This window comes from Xanthomonas fragariae, assembly GCF_017603965.1.
Taxonomy (GTDB): Bacteria; Pseudomonadota; Gammaproteobacteria; order Xanthomonadales; family Xanthomonadaceae; genus Xanthomonas; species Xanthomonas fragariae_A.
This window is the reverse complement of record NZ_CP071955.1, coordinates 1,112,377-1,128,663: the sequence shown is the minus strand read 5'-3', so window position 1 is coordinate 1,128,663 and position 16,287 is coordinate 1,112,377. Positions and strand designations below refer to the sequence as shown.

The following is a 16,287-nucleotide window of genomic DNA, read 5'->3' as shown; positions in this document are numbered from 1 at the left end:
GCGCCATGATACGCCGCACACACGATCGGCTTGCCTACCTTCTTGCTCAACGCGGCTGGTTGACCGCATTGTCCGCATTAGCCGCAACCGGTTTGGCCTTGGCATCCACCGCCGCACCGGTAGTGTTGAATCGGCCAGGCTTCTGTAGACACCCCGAAGCCTCATTTTGATTGCTGCTTTTCGAACTCTACCGGAGACAGCCGGTTGTTGTGTCCGTGCTGCCGCCTGGTGTTGTAGAACATCTCGATGTAGGGCCTGTTAACACATACGAAGCCCATCAACGATCAGGACAAAGCTGAGAAATCCGAGGAACATGACGTCGAGCTTCTCGAATCGTGAGAAAACCCGGCGGTAACCTTTCAGACGACGGAACAGTCTCTCCACTTCGTTGCGTCGCTTGTACATCTCCCGGTTGTATTCCCAAGGCTCGACCCGGTTGGACTTCGGCGGAACCACCGGCACGAAGCCAAGATCAAGCGCCAGCTGGCGGGTTTCGTTGCCTTCGTAAGCGCGGTCCATCAGGAGATGAATCGGCCGCTTCACTGGCCCCAGATGTTCAAGCAACGTGCGGCCTGCAGGTGCGTCATGCGCATTGCCAGGCGTCAATCCAAACGTGATGGCTGTTCGAGCATCTGCGGCAACCATATGAATCTTGGTGTTCCATCCACCGCGGGATTTGCCGATGGCCTGCGGGCCGTTTTTTTTAATGCACCTGTGCCATCGGGATGCACCTTGACGCTGGTGGAGTCCAGCGAGACCGCTTCGATTTTGATGCGCACGATCTGGGACTTCTGCAATTGGGCAAACATCCGGTCCAGCACCCCCGCCTTGGCCCAACGGTTCATACGCGTGTACACCGTATGCCAGTTGCCAAAGCGCGTGGGCAGGCCGCGCCATTTGCAGCCATGCTCAGCAACGTAAAGGATGGCGTTGACCACTTGCAGGTTGGTCATGCTGACATTGCCGCGCTGCGCCGGCAGGCAGTGTCGGATTAGGGAAAATTGTTACGGAATAACGCGTCGGCACAGATACGCTCAGCAGCAGCGGCGTGTACGCATGGGCGCAAATTGCAAGAAACCAGACCTCAACGTAGCGAAAACCGGCAGTTCTGGCACGCCTGTGCGGCCTATAAAGCGTTGCGGTGAGTTGGTGTTGAGGGTTTTTCAGGGATGACTACTCAAAGTCGGGGGGACGTCGGCTGCACAAAGTACATCTGTAACATCCGCTCCAACCCCACCGGCGGCCAACCCTTGCCCTGCCCGCCTTCACGGTCGTAAGGCTCACAGCGCAGACCATGGCACGATCTGCTCCATCGTCGCCAGCAACATGCCACAACGCGCTGGCCGACGATACTGTTCAAAACCAATACCTTGATCGGCTGCCATCGCCAACCTCTGCTGTTTCGTGATTCCCCTCACGGCGAAGCACCTATACGCCAATCTTTGCAGCTACCGGGGACTTTTTCAGCGTTGCCTTTAGAACTTAGAGCGGCTAACAAAACGCTGCGCCGCCAGGCGCGCGCGGCCGGTGCCCGGAATCGGCATGTACCACGCGTACACTGCGGTTCCTCCGCGCCGTCCGCACCCACCCAACGACTGCTCGCTACGTTTTGTTAGCCGCTCTAAGCGCGACGCGTTTAGCGCCAGCGTCTAGTCCTGCTGCGTGCGCGGAAACGCAAGCAAGAAACGCGCGCCTTCGCTTGGCGCTGAGGTCACCTCGACAAAGCCACCTGCTTGCCGTGCCGCGCTATATACCTGCGCCAATCCCAGCCCATCACCTTTGTCGGCGTCCTTGGTGGTGAAGTAGGCCTCGAACAATCGCGATTGCACCTCGCTATCCATGCCGTGCCCGTTGTCGGCAACGGCGATGGTCACGTAATGCCCGGCAGGTTTGGTCAGGCGCGCGTCGGCGGCGGCGACGAATGTTTCACCGGTCTCCACGCTGATTCTGTCGCCGCTTGCGCAGGCATCGCGGGAGTTGATCACCAGATTCAAAATGGCGCGCTCCACCGTGTGGCGGTCGACCATGGCGCAACATCCGCCGTGGGTGGTGCGTACCTGCAATTGCAGGCCTGCGCCGATCACCTGTTCCAGTAGAGGGCTGAGCTGCTCTACCAGTTCGGCAAGATCCACAAATTCGGGGCTATACGGGTATTGGCGCGAAAATCCGACCAAGCGCTGCGCCATGACAGAGACATGTTGAAGCGCAGTGTCGGCCACACTCAGTAGCTTGGCATCGTGCGCGTCGATCTGCGCGCGCTGCACGACCAAGTCGATCGCGGATGTGGCGGCCTGCAGCACATTGTTCAAATCGTGCAACACGCTTGCCAGCAGCTGTCCCACCGCTTCGCCTTTCTGGGCCTGCTCGGAGATTTTTCCGGCTGCCCCCTGTGCGTCGCGTGCAATGTCCAGATCGCCTTCAAAGCGCTCCTGCAGATCGCACAAGCTGTGCAACTGCGTCGATAGCGAGTTTTCGCGCGGGCGCGCCAGCATCAAGGCTCCGGTGGAACACGCGCGCTCCACCTTCAAGGTGGTATCCAGGTTATGAAAGGCCACTTCCAGCGCCCGCCGGTCGGAGATGTTCTTGCTCACCGCCAGGATCGCCTCGACGTTGCCAAGCGCGTCGAACAGCGGGCTGGTGACCACCTGCCAGGTCTGGCGCACGCCGGCGAAATTGACGCAGGAGCTTTCGAACTCGTGAATGGAGCCATCCGCAGACGCGGCGATCGCCGCATCGACCAAGCCAATGGCCTCAGGTGGCCAGAACTCGCGCCATGGGCGGGAGACGAGCTGGTCAGGGCGGCTGGCGCCAAGCTCGGCCAGACCGCTGACGTTGATCGCCGTGATGCGCCAGTCCAAGTCGATTTCTTTGATGCAATCGCGGAAAAGTGCCACGATCTGGCGATATCGGTCTCTCATCGCGACTGCTGCCCTCTCGCTGAATTTAACGGAATTTTTGCAAACCCCGCAGTTACGAGGTTATGAGTAAAAGTACGAGGCTTTGCCACGGACTAGGGCGAAAGGATTAACCGTTCACCGCGTTGCGCCTCACGTTGGCTCGTTCGAGCTTCGATGACTTGCAATCGACTCCAATGCCGACTTAGACCGTACTGCATCTCATCGCAGCGCTTTTTCTTTGCGGGCATCCCTGCAACAATGCCGGGGCACGTACGGCATTGCGAAAGTGGCGGAATTGGTAGACGCACCAGATTTAGGTTCTGACGCCGCAAGGCGTGGGGGTTCGAGTCCCCCCTTTCGCACCAAGTAGTGCAGTGCGGCCGTGAATGTTCCGGCCGCTGTAACGCTCGTAAACCGGTCATCCCACACCCAGCGGCACAATTGTGCGCGTTCTGCTGGCAGCGGCTACCGTTATCGGCGAGACTACAAGGCTGGGCGGTTTTCTCGTCGTCCGTCAACCCGCATCTTCCATCTCGTGCCGACGCTGTCCGCTGTCGGTGGCAGGAGTCAACATGCAAGCATCGATCGAATCCACCGGCAATCTGGAACGCCGCCTGACCTTCACCCTGCCGCAGGAGCGCCTGGAGACGCATGTCGGTGGTCGTCTGCGCGAAATCGCGCGGACTGCACGCATCAAGGGCTTCCGCCCCGGTAAGGTGCCTGCCAAGGTCATCGAGCAGCGCTTCGGTCAGCAGGTGCGTGCCGAGGCGATGGATGGTTTGCTGCGCGAGACCTTCGATTCGGCGGTGCGCGAGCATGAGCTGCGCCTGGCGGGTAACCCGCGCATCGACAAGGGAGAAAGCGATTTCGACTTCGTCGCCACCTTTGAAGTGGTGCCTGACTTTGGCGACATCGACGTGGCCAAGCTGTCGGTGGTGCGTTACACCGCCGAGGTGACCGACGCCGACATCGACCAGATGATCGAAAACCTGCGTCTGCAGCGCCGCACCTGGAACCCGATCGAGCGCGGCGCCCAGGTCGGTGATTTGGTGGCGCTGGAGACGTGGTCGCAGGCCGGGGACGAGCGTCTGCCCGCCGAAGGTGTGGAGACCGGCAGCAGCGTGCTCGGTTCGGGCGTGATGTTCGACCAGATCGAAAAGGGCCTGCAAGGTTTGGTCAAGGGCGAAGACAAGACCCTGACCATCGACTTCCCGTCCGAGTGGCGCGTGCCGCAGCTGGCCGGCAAGACCGTGCAGGTCCACGTCAAGGCGGTGGAAGTGTACGAGCCGGTCTTACCGGTGTTGGACAAGGAGTTCATCAAAAGCTTCGGCGTGAAGAGTGGCGATGCCGAACAGTTCCGCGCCGACATCCGTACCAATCTGGAGCGCGAGCTCAAGGGCGCGCTGATGAATCGCCTGCGTCGTGAAGTCGGCGAGCAGCTGATCGCCGCTTACGCACACGTCGAAATGCCGCCACGTCTGGTCGAGAACGAAGCCCGTTCGATGCTGGCCCAGCAGGTCGAGCAGATCCGTCGCAGCGGCCGCAGTCCGGGCGACGTCCCCGCCGATGCGCACCAGGGTTTCATGGACGCCGCCGCCAAGCGCGTTCTGGTCGGTCTACTGGTGGGCGAAGTGGCCCGTCGCAACGAGCTGCGTCTGGAGTCCAAGCGCGTCGGCGAAACGCTGCGTCTGATCGCCTCGACCTACGAAGAGCCGGAACAGGTCATTGAGATGTACCGCAACGACCCCCAACTGATAAATGAATTGCAGAGCCGTGTGATGGAAGAGCAGGTGATCGATTGGATCGCCGAGCGCGCCCAGCACACCGAGCAGTCTCTGTCGTTCCAGGACGCGATCCGCGTCTGACGCGACGGCATGAAAAAGAACCGTTCCCTGAATTTTGGGGTGCGGACGTCGAACACGGGCATCGGCACAGGCCGCTGCCACAACGGGAAGACTGATGAGCATTGTGACCAAAGCCCTGAACCTGGTGCCAATGGTGGTCGAACAGACCAGCCGTGGCGAGCGTGCGTATGACATCTACTCGCGTCTGCTGAAGGAGCGTCTAATCTTCCTGGTCGGTCCGATCGACGACCATATGGCCAACGTGATCGTGGCCCAGCTGCTGTTTCTGGAAGCCGACAACCCGGAAAAGGACATCAGCATCTACATCAATTCGCCCGGTGGCGTGGTCACCGCCGGCATGGCGATCTACGACACCATGCAATACATCAAGCCGGACGTGAGCACCATCTGCGTCGGCCAAGCTGCCTCGATGGGCGCACTGCTGCTGGCATCGGGTGCGGCGGGCAAGCGTTACGCGCTGCCGAATTCGCGCGTGATGATCCACCAACCGCTGGGTGGCTTCCAGGGCCAGGCGACCGACATCGACATCCACGCCCGCGAGATCCTGACCCTGCGTTCGCGCTTGAACGAGATCCTGGCCAAGCACACCGGCCAGTCGCTGGAGACCATCGCGCGCGACACCGAGCGCGACAACTTCAAGAGTGCAGTCGATGCCCAGGCCTATGGGCTGGTCGATCAGGTGCTCGAGCGTCGTCCGGAAGAGTCGATCCAACCGTCTTGATCGCCAGACCGCTGAAATTGCAGGAAAAACCGGCAGGGTCGGGCTGGGCGAACGTCCTCCCGACCCTGTGCTATTCTCGAAATCGAACCACCGTGCATCGGGTGGAGTAACTGGGTAACAGAAGCATGAACGAAGACCGCCAAGGTCGTTCCGGCGACAGTAACAAGATTCTCTACTGCTCGTTCTGCGGTAAGAGTCAGCATGAAGTTCGTAAGCTGATTGCCGGTCCAAGCGTATTCATCTGCGATGAGTGCGTTGAGCTGTGCAACGACATCATCCGCGAGGAACTCGAAGAGAAGGCGCAGTCGGCGCGTTCCAGTCTGCCCAAGCCGCGCGAGATCCTGGAAGTGCTGGATCAGTACGTGATCGGTCAGTTGCGCGCCAAGCGCACGCTCGCAGTGGCGGTGTACAACCACTACAAGCGCATCGAGAGCCGCAGCAAGAACGACGACGTCGAGCTGGCGAAATCCAACATCCTGCTGGTCGGTCCGACCGGTTCGGGCAAGACGCTGCTGGCCGAAACGTTGGCACGCCTGCTCAATGTACCGTTTACGATCGCCGATGCGACCACGCTTACTGAAGCTGGCTATGTCGGTGAGGACGTTGAAAACATCATCCAGAAGCTGCTGCAGAAGTGCGACTACGACGTCGAGAAGGCGCAGCAGGGCATCGTCTATATCGATGAGATCGACAAGATTTCGCGTAAGAGCGAGAATCCGTCGATCACGCGTGACGTGTCCGGCGAAGGCGTGCAGCAGGCTCTGTTGAAGCTGATTGAAGGCACGGTCGCCTCGGTGCCGCCGCAGGGCGGTCGCAAGCATCCGCAGCAGGAATTTCTGCAAGTCGACACCAAGAACATCCTGTTCATCTGCGGCGGCGCGTTCGCAGGGCTGGACAAGGTGATCCAGCAGCGTTCCAACGATGCCGGCGGGATTGGTTTCGGCGCCAAGGTCAAGAGCAGCGAGCGCAAACAGGAAGTCGGCAAGATCCTGGCCGAAGTCGAGCCCGAGGATCTGATAAAGTTCGGTCTGATCCCCGAGTTCGTCGGCCGCCTGCCGGTAGTCGCCACGCTCGAGGAACTGGACGAGCCGGCGCTGATCAAGATCCTGACCGAGCCGAAAAACGCCATCACCAAGCAGTTCAAGAAGCTGTTCGACATGGAAGGTGTTGAGCTGGAATTCCGGCCTGACGCCCTGTCTGCAATCGCCAAGAAAGCGCTCAAGCGCAAGACTGGCGCCCGGGGCCTGCGCACCATTGTCGAATCGGTGCTGCTGGACACAATGTATGAGCTGCCGTCGCAGGAAAACGTCAGCAAGGTGGTGGTGGACGAGTCGGTCATCGAGCACAAATCCGAGCCGTATCTGATCTACCAGGCGCAACCGGCTCCGGCCAAAGCTGCGTCCGGCGACTAAGTCCTGCAGCCGCAGCGCTAGGCCTTGGCCTCGCTCACGGATAAAGGGTTTCCGACCGCTACTTGCAACACCTCGCCGATGGCCCCATAACGGAGCCATCGGTTTTTTTATGCTGAAAACCCCCTTCCTGCGGAGCGCCCCATGGCCCAGTCCCAACCAGAAGTTCTCGATCTGCCAGTGTTGCCGCTGCGCGACGTGGTGGTGTTTCCGCACATGGTGATCCCGCTATTCGTCGGCCGTGACAAGTCGATGCGCGCGCTGGAAAAAGCCATGGAGGCGGACAAGCGCATCCTGCTGGTCGCGCAGAAGTCGGCCGAAACCGACGATCCGGTAGCTGGCGATCTTTACACCGTCGGCACACTGGCGCAGGTACTGCAGCTGCTCAAGCTCCCCGATGGCACCATCAAGGTCTTGGTCGAAGGTTTATCACGGGTCACCGTCGACAAGGTCGTCGAGCTGGACGGCGCCCTGCAGGGGCTGGGCGTTGAGGTCGACGCCAGCGACGCACGTGAACCACGTGAAGTCGAAGCGATCGCGCGCTCACTGATGTCCTTGTTCGAGCAGTACGTCAAGACCAATCGCAAGCTGCCGCCCGAGCTGCTACAGACCCTGGCCGGCATCGACGAGCCGGGTCGTCTGGCCGACACCATCGCCGCACACATCGGCGTGCGTCTGGCCGACAAGCAGCGCCTGCTGGAGATCACCGAAATCGGTGAGCGCCTGGAGTTGCTGGTCGGTTTGGTGGACGGTGAAATCGACGTGCAGCAGCTGGAAAAGCGCATCCGTGGCCGCGTGAAGTCGCAGATGGAAAAGAGCCAGCGCGAGTACTATCTCAACGAGCAGATGAAGGCGATTCAGAAGGAGCTGGGCGACCTGGATGACGTGCCGGGCGAGCTGGAAGAGCTTGCGCGCAAGATCGCCGAGGCGGGCATGCCCAAGCCAGTCGAGACCAAGGCCAAGGCCGAGCTCAACAAGCTCAAGCAGATGTCGCCGATGTCTGCCGAAGCGGCGGTGGTACGTAATTATCTGGATTGGCTGCTGGGCGTGCCGTGGAAGAAGCGCACCAAGGTCCGCAAGGACCTGAAGGTCGCCGAGGACACGCTGGACGCCGATCACTACGGCCTGGACAAGGTCAAGGAACGCATCCTTGAGTACTTGGCGGTGCAGTCGCGCGTGAAGCAGATGAAAGGGCCGATCCTGTGCTTGGTCGGGCCTCCTGGAGTGGGCAAGACCTCGCTCGGGCAGTCGATCGCCAAGGCGACCAATCGCAAGTTCGTGCGCATGAGCCTGGGCGGTATCCGCGACGAGGCCGAGATTCGTGGCCATCGCCGGACCTACGTCGGTTCGATGCCCGGCCGGCTGGTACAGAACCTAAACAAGGTCGGCAGCAAGAACCCGCTGTTCCTGCTAGATGAAATCGACAAGATGTCGATGGATTTCCGTGGCGATCCGTCCTCGGCGTTGTTGGAAGTCCTCGATCCGGAGCAGAACAACTCCTTCAACGACCACTATCTGGAAGTCGATCTGGATCTGTCGGAGGTGATGTTCGTCGCCACCTCCAATTCGCTCAATATCCCGGGTCCGCTGCTAGACCGCATGGAAGTGATCCGCATCCCCGGCTATACCGAGGATGAGAAACTAAATATCGCTATGCGCTATCTGCTGCCCAAGCAGATCAAAGCCAACGGCTTGAAACCGGAAGAGATCGAGATCGGCAGCGATGCGATCCAGGACATCGTGCGGTATTACACGCGCGAATCGGGTGTGCGTAATCTCGAGCGCGAAGTCGCCAAGATCTGCCGCAAGGTTGTCAAGGAAATCGCGCTTGCCGGTCCGCAGCCAGTTGTAAAGAAGGTTGTCGCCAAAAAGGGCAAGGCGAAGGCCTTGGTCACGGTCAACGGAAAGAATCTCGACAAGTATCTGGGCGTGCGCCGCTTCGATTTCGGCCGTGCAGAAGAAGAAAACGAAATCGGTCTGGTCACCGGTCTGGCATGGACCGAAGTCGGTGGCGAGTTGCTGCAGGTCGAGGCTACGCTGGTGCCGGGCAAGGGCAATCTGATCCTCACCGGTCAGCTTGGCAACGTCATGAAGGAATCGGCATCGGCTGCATTGTCGGTGGTGCGTTCGCGCGCCGAGCGACTCGGTATCGATGTGGATTTCCTGCAAAAGCAGGACGTGCACGTGCATGTGCCCGATGGCGCAACACCGAAGGACGGCCCAAGCGCGGGTATCGCGATGGTGACCTCGTTGGTATCGGTGTTGACCAAGGTGCCGATACGCGCCGATGTGGCAATGACCGGCGAGATTACCTTGCGTGGTCGTGTGTCGGCGATTGGTGGATTGAAGGAGAAGTTGCTGGCTGCCTTGCGGGGCGGCATTCGCACCGTGTTGATCCCTGATGAGAACCGTAAGGATCTTGCCGACATCCCGGCTAACGTGACGCGCGATTTGAAGATCATGCCGGTCAAGTGGATCGATGAAGTGCTGGATCTTGCACTGGAGCGTCCGCTGGCGCCGAAGAAGTCGGGCAAGGAAAAAGCACGCAAGACCGCATCGCGTGTGGCGGTTCGTGGCAAGTCGCGCACCATTACGGGCACCCGCGTCAAGCACTAACGTCCTGTCTAAGCCATGGCAAAACAAGCCAAAACCCGCGTCGTTATTGGGTTTTGGCTTGCGTGTGGTTAGGGGCGCTGGTATAAATGCACGACTCGTAGGCGCGGAAAAATGTGATGCGTCAGGCGATACCACTTGTGTCGGGTTCTTCGCTAACGGCAAGAGCGCCGATTGTCGATTCCGCGGCATCTGCCGCAAAGGGAGTTTCAAGCATGAATAAAACCGAATTGATCGATGGCGTTGCCGCTGCCGCTGACATCTCTAAGGCTGAAGCTGGCCGTGCTGTCGACGCGGTTGTGAGCGAAATCACCAAGGCGCTGAAGAAGGGCGACGCTGTCACCCTCGTTGGCTTTGGCACCTTCCAAGTCCGCGAGCGCGCTGAGCGCACCGGCCGCAATCCGAAGACGGGCGACAGCATTAAGATCGCTGCTTCGAAGAATCCTGCATTCAAGGCTGGCAAAGCCCTGAAGGATGCAGTAAACTGACTGACCCGCTAGGGTGCTTAGCTCAGCGGTAGAGCGTCTCCCTTACACGGAGAGGGTCGGGGGTTCGAAACCCTCAGCACCCACCATTAAGCATCAGGCAACGTTTCAAGCACGGAGCGGTAGTTCAGCTGGTTAGAATGCTGGCCTGTCACGCCGGAGGTCGCGGGTTCGAGTCCCGTCCGCTCCGCCAGTTACACCAGAAGCCCCTGAGCAATTGGGGGCTTCGTTATTCTCCACAGCATTCGTTCTGCGGCTACTGGGGGAGTAAACGACCAAGTTTAAAGCGGAGCGGTAGTTCAGCTGGTTAGAATGCTGGCCTGTCACGCCGGAGGTCGCGGGTTCGAGTCCCGTCCGCTCCGCCAGTTATACGAAAGCCCTCGGCCTTGTGCCGGGGGCTTTTTTTGAGTTTTTTGCAATTTAAGTCGGTTAGCGTACGCAGGCTAGGCCGTGTAGGACATTGGGCTGGGTGCTTGGCGTCAAGCGCGTTACACTGCTTGGCTCACCCACAGGCCGTATTTGCCAATGCTGCAGAAACTTCGAGACAAGACGTCAGGCTGGATCGCTACCGCCATCCTGGGGTTGCTGATGATTCCGTTTCTGTTCGTCATCGACAACAGCTACCTAGGCGGCATTGGCGCCAATAACGTGGCCAAAGTGCAGGCGCCGCCGAAGTGGTGGAAGTCGGCACCGTCCTGGTGGCCGGTCTCGCTGCTGTGGCGGCACCACGAAATCAGTACGCAAGATTTCCGCGCGCGCTTCGAGCAGGCGCGGATGCAGGAGCGTCAGCGCCAGGGCGAAAATTTCGACCCGCGCACGTTCGAATCTCGCGAAAACAAGCTGCAGGTACTCGACCAACTGGTGGATGAGCAAGTGGTGCGCCTGGGTGCAGAAGATGCCGGAATCGTTATCGGCGATGCGGCGGTTCGCGATTACATCGCCGGCATTCAGGCGTTTCAGGTCGACGGCAAGTTCAGCCCCGACCAATATCGCGCCGCCCTCGCGCAAAGCACGCCGCCGCGTACGCCAGCGCAGTTCGATGCACTGGTGCGCGACAGTTTGCAACTGTCGGTGATTCCGCAGTCTGTTGCCGAGTCGGGCTTTGCAACCAAGGCCGAGTTCGAGCGTCTGCTCAGACTTATGGGCGAAACGCGCGACGTGGAGCTGGCGATGTTGCCGGCGCCAGTCGTCGACACCGCGCCGGTCAGCGATGCGCAGATCAAGCAGTGGTACGACGGGCATACACAGGATTTCCGTCAGCCGGAAACAGTCACGATCGAGTATGTCGAGCTCAATGCTGCCAGCATGCCGCCGGCAACGGCCGCCGACGAGGCAACATTGCGCAAGCGCTATGAGCAAGAAAAGGCACGCTTTGTCGAGGCGGATCAGCGCCTGGCATCGCACATCCTGATCAGCGCTGGCAGCGATGCGGCCGCGCAGAAGGCAGCCGAAGCAAAGGCAGCCAAGCTCGCCGCGGAGGCCAAGCAGCCGGGTGCCGATTTCGCTACGCTAGCGAAGACCAATTCGCAGGACCCCGGTTCCAAAGATGCTGGTGGCGATCTGGGTTGGGTCGAGAAGGGCACGATGGTCAAGCCTTTCGAAGACGCCCTGTTCTCGATGAAGGCCGGTGATGTGGTTGGCCCGATCAAGAGCGAATTCGGCTATCACGTGATTCAGTTGCGTGAGGTCAAGGGCGGCCAGGGCAAGTCGTTCGAGCAGGTGCGCGACCAGCTTGCCGCCGAGCAGCTCAAGACCGATACCGACAAGGCCTTCGCCGATGTGAGTGGCAAGCTGGTGGATCAGGTCTACAAAAATCCTACCGCGCTCGAGCCTGCGGCAAAGCAGGTCGGTCTGCCGGTGCAGACGCTGGGCCCGTTCTCGCGCGCCACTGCTAGTGGCATCGCGGCCAATCCAGCGGTACTGCGCTCGGCATTCTCCGAAACGCTAGTGCAAGACGGCACCGTAAGCGACCCGATCACCATCGCGCCGAATCACAGCGTGGTTTTGCGCGTGACCAATCACACCGCCGAACAGGCCTTACCGTTGGACAAAGTTCGCGACAAGGTGATCGCAGCGATCCATACCGACCGCACCCAGAAGGCTGCCGCCGCTGCGGCCGATGCATTGCTGGCACGTGTGCAGAAGGGCGAAACCCTGCGGGCGCTAGCCGCGAGCGAGAAGTTGCAGGTGCGGCCGATCCCGGGGCTGCCACGTAACGCGCCGATCCCGACCCCGGCAGCCAACCGTGCGATCTTCAGCGCACCGCGTCCGACCGGGGGCAGGCAGTCGATGGGCAAGGTAGAGCTGGATGGTGGTCGCTTTGCGGTCTTCGTCGTCAGCAAAGCCACGCCTGGTGATCTGAAGCAGATGCCAGCCGAGCAGCAGAACATGCTGCGCGACCAACTGAGCCAGATCGATGGCAACAACGCCTCGCAGGCCTACGTCAAAGAAATTCGCAAGCGGTACAAGATCCAGATCGAAGAGGCTCAGCTTTAATGGCTGTTTCGACTGGTTGAGCAAAAGCCTGGGTGACCGGGCTTTTCTTTGTCTGCTGGCCGGGGCACACGGTGGTTAGGTTGGGCTGGCGGACTGAATTAGGCTGGCTAGTCCAAGAATAAAAGCGGCTAACAGAACAACGTTGGGGCGTGAAATAAACGATCACTCACACCACTTGATCGCGTGAAGCCAGGCCCGCAATCAGCGCCCAGGCTCGTCATTCCACAGCAACTTATGCAGCTGCATCTGGAAGCGCACCGGCAAGCGGTCGGCAACAATCCAATCGGCCAATTGCCGGGGTGTCATTTCGCTTTTGCTGGGCGAAAACCAGACCGTACAGCGACGGTCGAGCGCATGCGCGGCGACGATCTCGCGCGACCATTCGTAATCGGCGCGGCTGCAGATCACGAATTTGATCTGGTCGCGCGCGGTGAGCAGCGGCAGATTCTCCCAACGGTTGCGCTGCTCCTCGCCGGACGCAGGCGTCTTGATGTCGACCACGCGCGAGACGCGTGGATCGACGGCGGACACGTCCAGTGCGCCAGAGGTTTCCAACGAGACATCAAAGCCGGAATCGCAGAGTCTCTGCAACAGCATCAGGCAGCGTTTCTGCGCCAATGGCTCGCCGCCGGTCACGCACACGTGGCGCAGGCCATAACTGGCGACTTCGGCGACGATCGCATCGATGTCATGCCATTGGCCGCCGTGGAAGGCGTACGCGGTGTCGCAATACAGACAGCGCAGCGGGCAGCCGGTAAGGCGCACAAATACCGTCGGCCAGCCGGCCGCCTCGGCCTCGCCTTGCAAGGACAGAAAAATTTCAGTGATCTTCAATCGCGGCAGGACCGATTGGACGATCTCGCTGGGGACGGCAGCGGCGTTCATGGACAACGTAGCTCAGCGCAGTTACTGGCCGAGACGGATGGACTGCAGGCGTTCCTGGGCCACACGCGCCGCGTCCGAGCCCGGATACTGTGATGCCACCTGCTGCAAGGTTTGCTGGGCTTCGTTGTTCTTGCCTTCGCCATGCTGCGACAGGCCAAGCTTCAACAAGCCGCCAGAGGCCTTGTCATGCGTAGGATAGCGGCTGACGAGATCGCGGAACTGCGCCTCGGCCAGCTGAAAATTGCGGGTGGCATAATAACTCTCGCCCAGCCAATACAAGGCATTAGGAGTGTAGATGCCATTCGGATAAAGCTCCAAAAAGCTCAGAAACAGCTGCGACGCATCGTCGTACTTGCCGTTCTTCAACGCATCGAACGCCACGTTATAAGCCGTGCGTTCTTCATTGCTGACGGCCAGGGTACCTGGGTCGCCATGTATGCTCGGCGGCTTCTCGGAAGTTGCCGCCGCCGCTGCAGGCCGCGCGGCCGGAGCCGGGCTGACGCTGCCGGTAGCCGATGGCAATGGCGGTGTTGCGCCACCTGCACCTTCCAACCGATTTAGGCGTCCGTCCAGGTCCAGATACTGGTCCTTGGACTGCTGCTTGAGTTGCTCATTGTCGTGCTGCAGCTGTTCTACCGTCGCTCGCAACGCCTGCAGGTCCGAACGCGCCTGCTGCAGCTGATTGAGGAGATCATTGTTGGCCTGACTGTTGGCCTGCTGCTGCTCGAGCACAGCGACACGATCGGCAAGACTCTGCCGCTGCGCGTAAGCCGGCGCGGCGACCACAAGGGCCACCGCGACGAACAGAGATGTCACTCGAAAGCGCATCGCTTTTTACTGAGCCGTGTACACGATTTCGACGCGACGGTTCTGCGACCAGCAGCTTTCGCTGGTTTCGGTGCAGACCGGACGCTCTTCACCGTAGCTGACGACGGTCAGCTGGCTGGCCGAACCACCGGCAGCCTGCAGCGAGGACGACACGGCATTACCGCGGCGCTCGCCCAGACCCATGTTGTACTCACGCGAACCGCGCTCGTCGGCATTACCCTGCAGGGTGATGCGCGAAGAAGGACGGTCACGAAGGTACTTGGCGTGGCAAGCCATGATGGCCTGGAATTCCGGTTTCAGGGAGTCCTGATCCAGATCGAAGTAGACAACGCGCTGACGCAGGCAGGCATCGGTATTCAGGTCGCCCGGGCCGTACAGGCCAGCGGTAGCCGGGCCGGTGGGAACGGATGAACCAGCGGTGGTTTCAGTCGGGGCAGGCGGAGTTTCCTTCACCTTCTTCGAACAACCGGCCAGCACGGCAACGGACAGCAGGGAGACAAGCAAGACGCGGGTGGACTTGTTCATGGGATACCTTTGGTGGCTCCTGGGCCAATGGGGTTTAACGCAGCGAAATATTAACATTAATGCGCGGTTCGGTAAGGCCCCCAAGCGGGTTCTCTTACATCCCCATCGGCCAGGACCAGACGCTGGCGAACCCGAGCGTCGGAAGAGACGGCATACAGCACGCCTCGGCCACCTTCACGAGCGGCGTACAGCACCATGCTGGCGTTGGGCGCGAAGCTCGGCGATTCGTCCAGCGAACCCGGCGACAGCGTGCTCCAGCTGGGCGAACCCAGGCTGCGATCCATCATGGTGATGCGATAACTATTGCCGCTGCCCTGCGCCACGGCGATCTTCTTGCCGTCGAAAGAAACGCTGGCGGTGGCGTTGTAATTACCCTGGAACGTCACCCGGTTGGCGCTGCCGCCGCTGGCGGAGACCTGATAGATCTGTGGGCGACCGCCGCGATCGGAGGTGAAGTAGATGCTGCTGCCGTCCGGCGCCCAGGTCGGCTCGGTGTCGATGCCGAAGTGGTTGGTCAGCTGGGTCAGCTGCTTGCTGCCCAGATCCATGACGTAGATTTCCGGATTGCCGCTACGCGACAGCGCCAGCGCCAGACGACGGCCATCCGGCGAGAACGACGGCGCACCATTGATTCCGCGGAAGCTGGACACCAGCTCACGTGCACCGGTTGCGATGTCCTGCAGGTAGATCGAGGAATTGCCGCGTTCGAAGCTCACATAGGCCAGCTTTTTGCCGTCCGGGCTCCAGTTCGGCGACAGCAGCGGCTCGGCCGAACGCACGATGGTCTGCGGGTTGTAACCATCCGAATCAGCCACCATCAGCGCGTAACGCATAGCGCCGCCCTTGCCGCTGGCAGTCACGTAGGCAATGCGGGTCCAGAACGCGCCACGCACACCGGTGATCTTTTCGTAGATCGCGTCGGCCATCTGATGCGAGACATCGCGCATCGCGTTGGCGCGCGCAGTCATCGCCAAGCCCAGCAAACGCTCGCCTTTGGCAACGTCGAACAACTCGTATTCGACGCGGTAAGCACCTTCGCCGGCGTCAATGACGCGGCCGACGACGATGTAGTTCTGCTTGAGGGTGCGCCAGGTCTGAAACTGCACCTCGGCGCCGCGGGTCGGCTTCTCGACGATCTGCGCGGCCGGCAAGGTGCGGAACTGGCCTGAGCGATCCAGGTCGGCACCAACGACAGCGGACACGTCGGTCTGCGGCGCGGTGCCCGAGCCCTGATAGGGCATCGGAATGACAGCGATCGGCGTGGCCGAGGCGCTACCACCCACGATATCGATGGTGAGTCCCTGCTGTTGCGCGAACGCACTCAGCGGCAGTAACAGGGCGGTCAAGGCAGCTAACCAACGCAGCGATTTTTTCATGGACGGCTCGGATCGGGCAGGAAAAGTGTGCAAGGGATACCAATCAACGAGTGAACATACGCGCAATCGTGAATGAGGCAACGTGAAAATGAAGCGAGTGGTGGTGTAGCAAGACATCTCCGTCATCCAATAGCCGCAGCCCCATGCTCGACGCGGCGGTCATGTGGCCAGCAGCAGTGCAGCGCGC

At 60.5% G+C, this 16,287-nt stretch carries 12 protein-coding genes, 4 tRNA genes and 1 other RNA gene; 11 read left to right on the top strand and 6 right to left on the bottom strand.

Going from position 1 to position 16,287, the window contains the following annotated elements; translation table 11 throughout:
- Positions 1 to 258: 258 nt before the first annotated feature.
- A protein-coding gene (locus J5I97_RS05190) for an IS5 family transposase (RefSeq protein ID WP_208591566.1) occupies positions 259 to 992 on the bottom strand; the annotation gives its coding sequence in 2 pieces (ribosomal slippage) (positions 259 to 707 and positions 707 to 992; 735 coding nt in all).
- Positions 993 to 1,542: 550 nt separating this feature from the next.
- On the opposite strand from J5I97_RS05190, the gene J5I97_RS05185 reads away from it, so the two are divergent.
- Positions 1,543 to 1,618, top strand: a non-coding RNA gene (locus J5I97_RS05185) — sX9 sRNA.
- A gap of 31 nt (positions 1,619 to 1,649) precedes the next feature.
- On the opposite strand, the gene J5I97_RS05180 is transcribed toward J5I97_RS05185, so the two are convergent.
- Entirely contained in the window at positions 1,650 to 2,918 is a 1,269-nt protein-coding gene (locus J5I97_RS05180; RefSeq protein WP_208589726.1) for a two-component system sensor histidine kinase NtrB, read from the bottom strand.
- Between the two features lie 259 nt (positions 2,919 to 3,177).
- Between J5I97_RS05180 and J5I97_RS05175 the strand changes: the two genes are divergently transcribed.
- From J5I97_RS05175 to J5I97_RS05130, 10 genes are all read left to right on the top strand, one after another.
- Positions 3,178 to 3,262 (top strand) — tRNA-Leu (locus tag J5I97_RS05175).
- Positions 3,263 to 3,469: 207 nt separating this feature from the next.
- A complete protein-coding gene (gene tig, locus J5I97_RS05170; RefSeq protein ID WP_208589713.1) occupies positions 3,470 to 4,762 on the top strand; it encodes a trigger factor in 1,293 nt (430 codons plus the stop codon).
- Positions 4,763 to 4,856: 94 nt separating this feature from the next.
- On the top strand, positions 4,857 to 5,483 hold the full coding sequence (clpP, locus tag J5I97_RS05165; protein ID WP_002806026.1) for an ATP-dependent Clp endopeptidase proteolytic subunit ClpP: 627 nt from the start codon (positions 4,857 to 4,859) through the stop codon (positions 5,481 to 5,483).
- A 125-nt stretch (positions 5,484 to 5,608) separates the two neighbouring features.
- Positions 5,609 to 6,895, top strand: a complete 1,287-nt coding sequence (clpX, locus tag J5I97_RS05160) for an ATP-dependent Clp protease ATP-binding subunit ClpX (protein ID WP_208589711.1) — start codon at positions 5,609 to 5,611, stop codon at positions 6,893 to 6,895.
- Positions 6,896 to 7,036: 141 nt separating this feature from the next.
- Entirely contained in the window at positions 7,037 to 9,508 is a 2,472-nt protein-coding gene (gene lon / locus J5I97_RS05155; protein ID WP_208589709.1) for an endopeptidase La, read from the top strand.
- A 212-nt stretch (positions 9,509 to 9,720) separates the two neighbouring features.
- On the top strand, positions 9,721 to 9,993 hold the full coding sequence (locus J5I97_RS05150; RefSeq protein ID WP_002806049.1) for an HU family DNA-binding protein: 273 nt from the start codon (positions 9,721 to 9,723) through the stop codon (positions 9,991 to 9,993).
- 11 nt (positions 9,994 to 10,004) lie between these two features.
- A tRNA-Val gene (locus J5I97_RS05145) sits at positions 10,005 to 10,079 on the top strand.
- 27 nt (positions 10,080 to 10,106) lie between these two features.
- Positions 10,107 to 10,183 (top strand) — tRNA-Asp (locus tag J5I97_RS05140).
- A 95-nt stretch (positions 10,184 to 10,278) separates the two neighbouring features.
- Positions 10,279 to 10,355, top strand: a tRNA-Asp gene (locus tag J5I97_RS05135).
- Positions 10,356 to 10,515: 160 nt separating this feature from the next.
- Positions 10,516 to 12,486, top strand: coding sequence for a peptidylprolyl isomerase (locus J5I97_RS05130; RefSeq protein WP_208589702.1), 1,971 nt, complete (start codon positions 10,516 to 10,518; stop codon positions 12,484 to 12,486).
- A 201-nt stretch (positions 12,487 to 12,687) separates the two neighbouring features.
- Here J5I97_RS05130 and queE read toward each other — a convergent pair whose 3' ends face one another.
- The 4 genes from queE to tolB are packed head-to-tail and all read right to left on the bottom strand — an operon-like array spanning position 12,688 to position 16,100.
- On the bottom strand, positions 12,688 to 13,371 hold the full coding sequence (gene queE, locus J5I97_RS05125; RefSeq protein ID WP_208589700.1) for a 7-carboxy-7-deazaguanine synthase QueE: 684 nt from the start codon (positions 13,369 to 13,371) through the stop codon (positions 12,688 to 12,690).
- A 21-nt stretch (positions 13,372 to 13,392) separates the two neighbouring features.
- Positions 13,393 to 14,199: a tol-pal system protein YbgF gene (ybgF, locus tag J5I97_RS05120; RefSeq protein WP_208589698.1), complete on the bottom strand. Its 807-nt coding sequence runs from the start codon at positions 14,197 to 14,199 to the stop codon at positions 13,393 to 13,395.
- Positions 14,200 to 14,205: 6 nt separating this feature from the next.
- Positions 14,206 to 14,724 carry a peptidoglycan-associated lipoprotein Pal gene (gene pal / locus J5I97_RS05115; RefSeq protein WP_208589697.1) on the bottom strand — a complete coding sequence of 173 codons (519 nt, stop codon included), beginning with the start codon at positions 14,722 to 14,724 and terminating at the stop codon, positions 14,206 to 14,208.
- A gap of 56 nt (positions 14,725 to 14,780) precedes the next feature.
- Entirely contained in the window at positions 14,781 to 16,100 is a 1,320-nt protein-coding gene (gene tolB / locus J5I97_RS05110) for a Tol-Pal system beta propeller repeat protein TolB (protein WP_208589695.1), read from the bottom strand.
- Between the last annotated feature and the right edge of the window lie 187 nt (positions 16,101 to 16,287).

Bases quoted from the DNA above. Each gene is read 5' to 3' on its own strand.
- J5I97_RS05180 (WP_208589726.1), bottom strand. From the start codon at position 2,918: ATGAGAGACCGATATCGCCAGATCGTGGCACTTTTCCGCGATTGCATC.
- tig (WP_208589713.1), top strand. From the start codon at position 3,470: ATGCAAGCATCGATCGAATCCACCGGCAATCTGGAACGCCGCCTGACC.
- clpP (WP_002806026.1), top strand. From the start codon at position 4,857: ATGAGCATTGTGACCAAAGCCCTGAACCTGGTGCCAATGGTGGTCGAA.
- clpX (WP_208589711.1), top strand. From the start codon at position 5,609: ATGAACGAAGACCGCCAAGGTCGTTCCGGCGACAGTAACAAGATTCTC.
- lon (WP_208589709.1), top strand. From the start codon at position 7,037: ATGGCCCAGTCCCAACCAGAAGTTCTCGATCTGCCAGTGTTGCCGCTG.
- J5I97_RS05150 (WP_002806049.1), top strand. From the start codon at position 9,721: ATGAATAAAACCGAATTGATCGATGGCGTTGCCGCTGCCGCTGACATC.
- J5I97_RS05130 (WP_208589702.1), top strand. From the start codon at position 10,516: ATGCTGCAGAAACTTCGAGACAAGACGTCAGGCTGGATCGCTACCGCC.
- queE (WP_208589700.1), bottom strand. From the start codon at position 13,371: ATGAACGCCGCTGCCGTCCCCAGCGAGATCGTCCAATCGGTCCTGCCG.
- ybgF (WP_208589698.1), bottom strand. From the start codon at position 14,199: ATGCGCTTTCGAGTGACATCTCTGTTCGTCGCGGTGGCCCTTGTGGTC.
- pal (WP_208589697.1), bottom strand. From the start codon at position 14,724: ATGAACAAGTCCACCCGCGTCTTGCTTGTCTCCCTGCTGTCCGTTGCC.
- tolB (WP_208589695.1), bottom strand. From the start codon at position 16,100: ATGAAAAAATCGCTGCGTTGGTTAGCTGCCTTGACCGCCCTGTTACTG.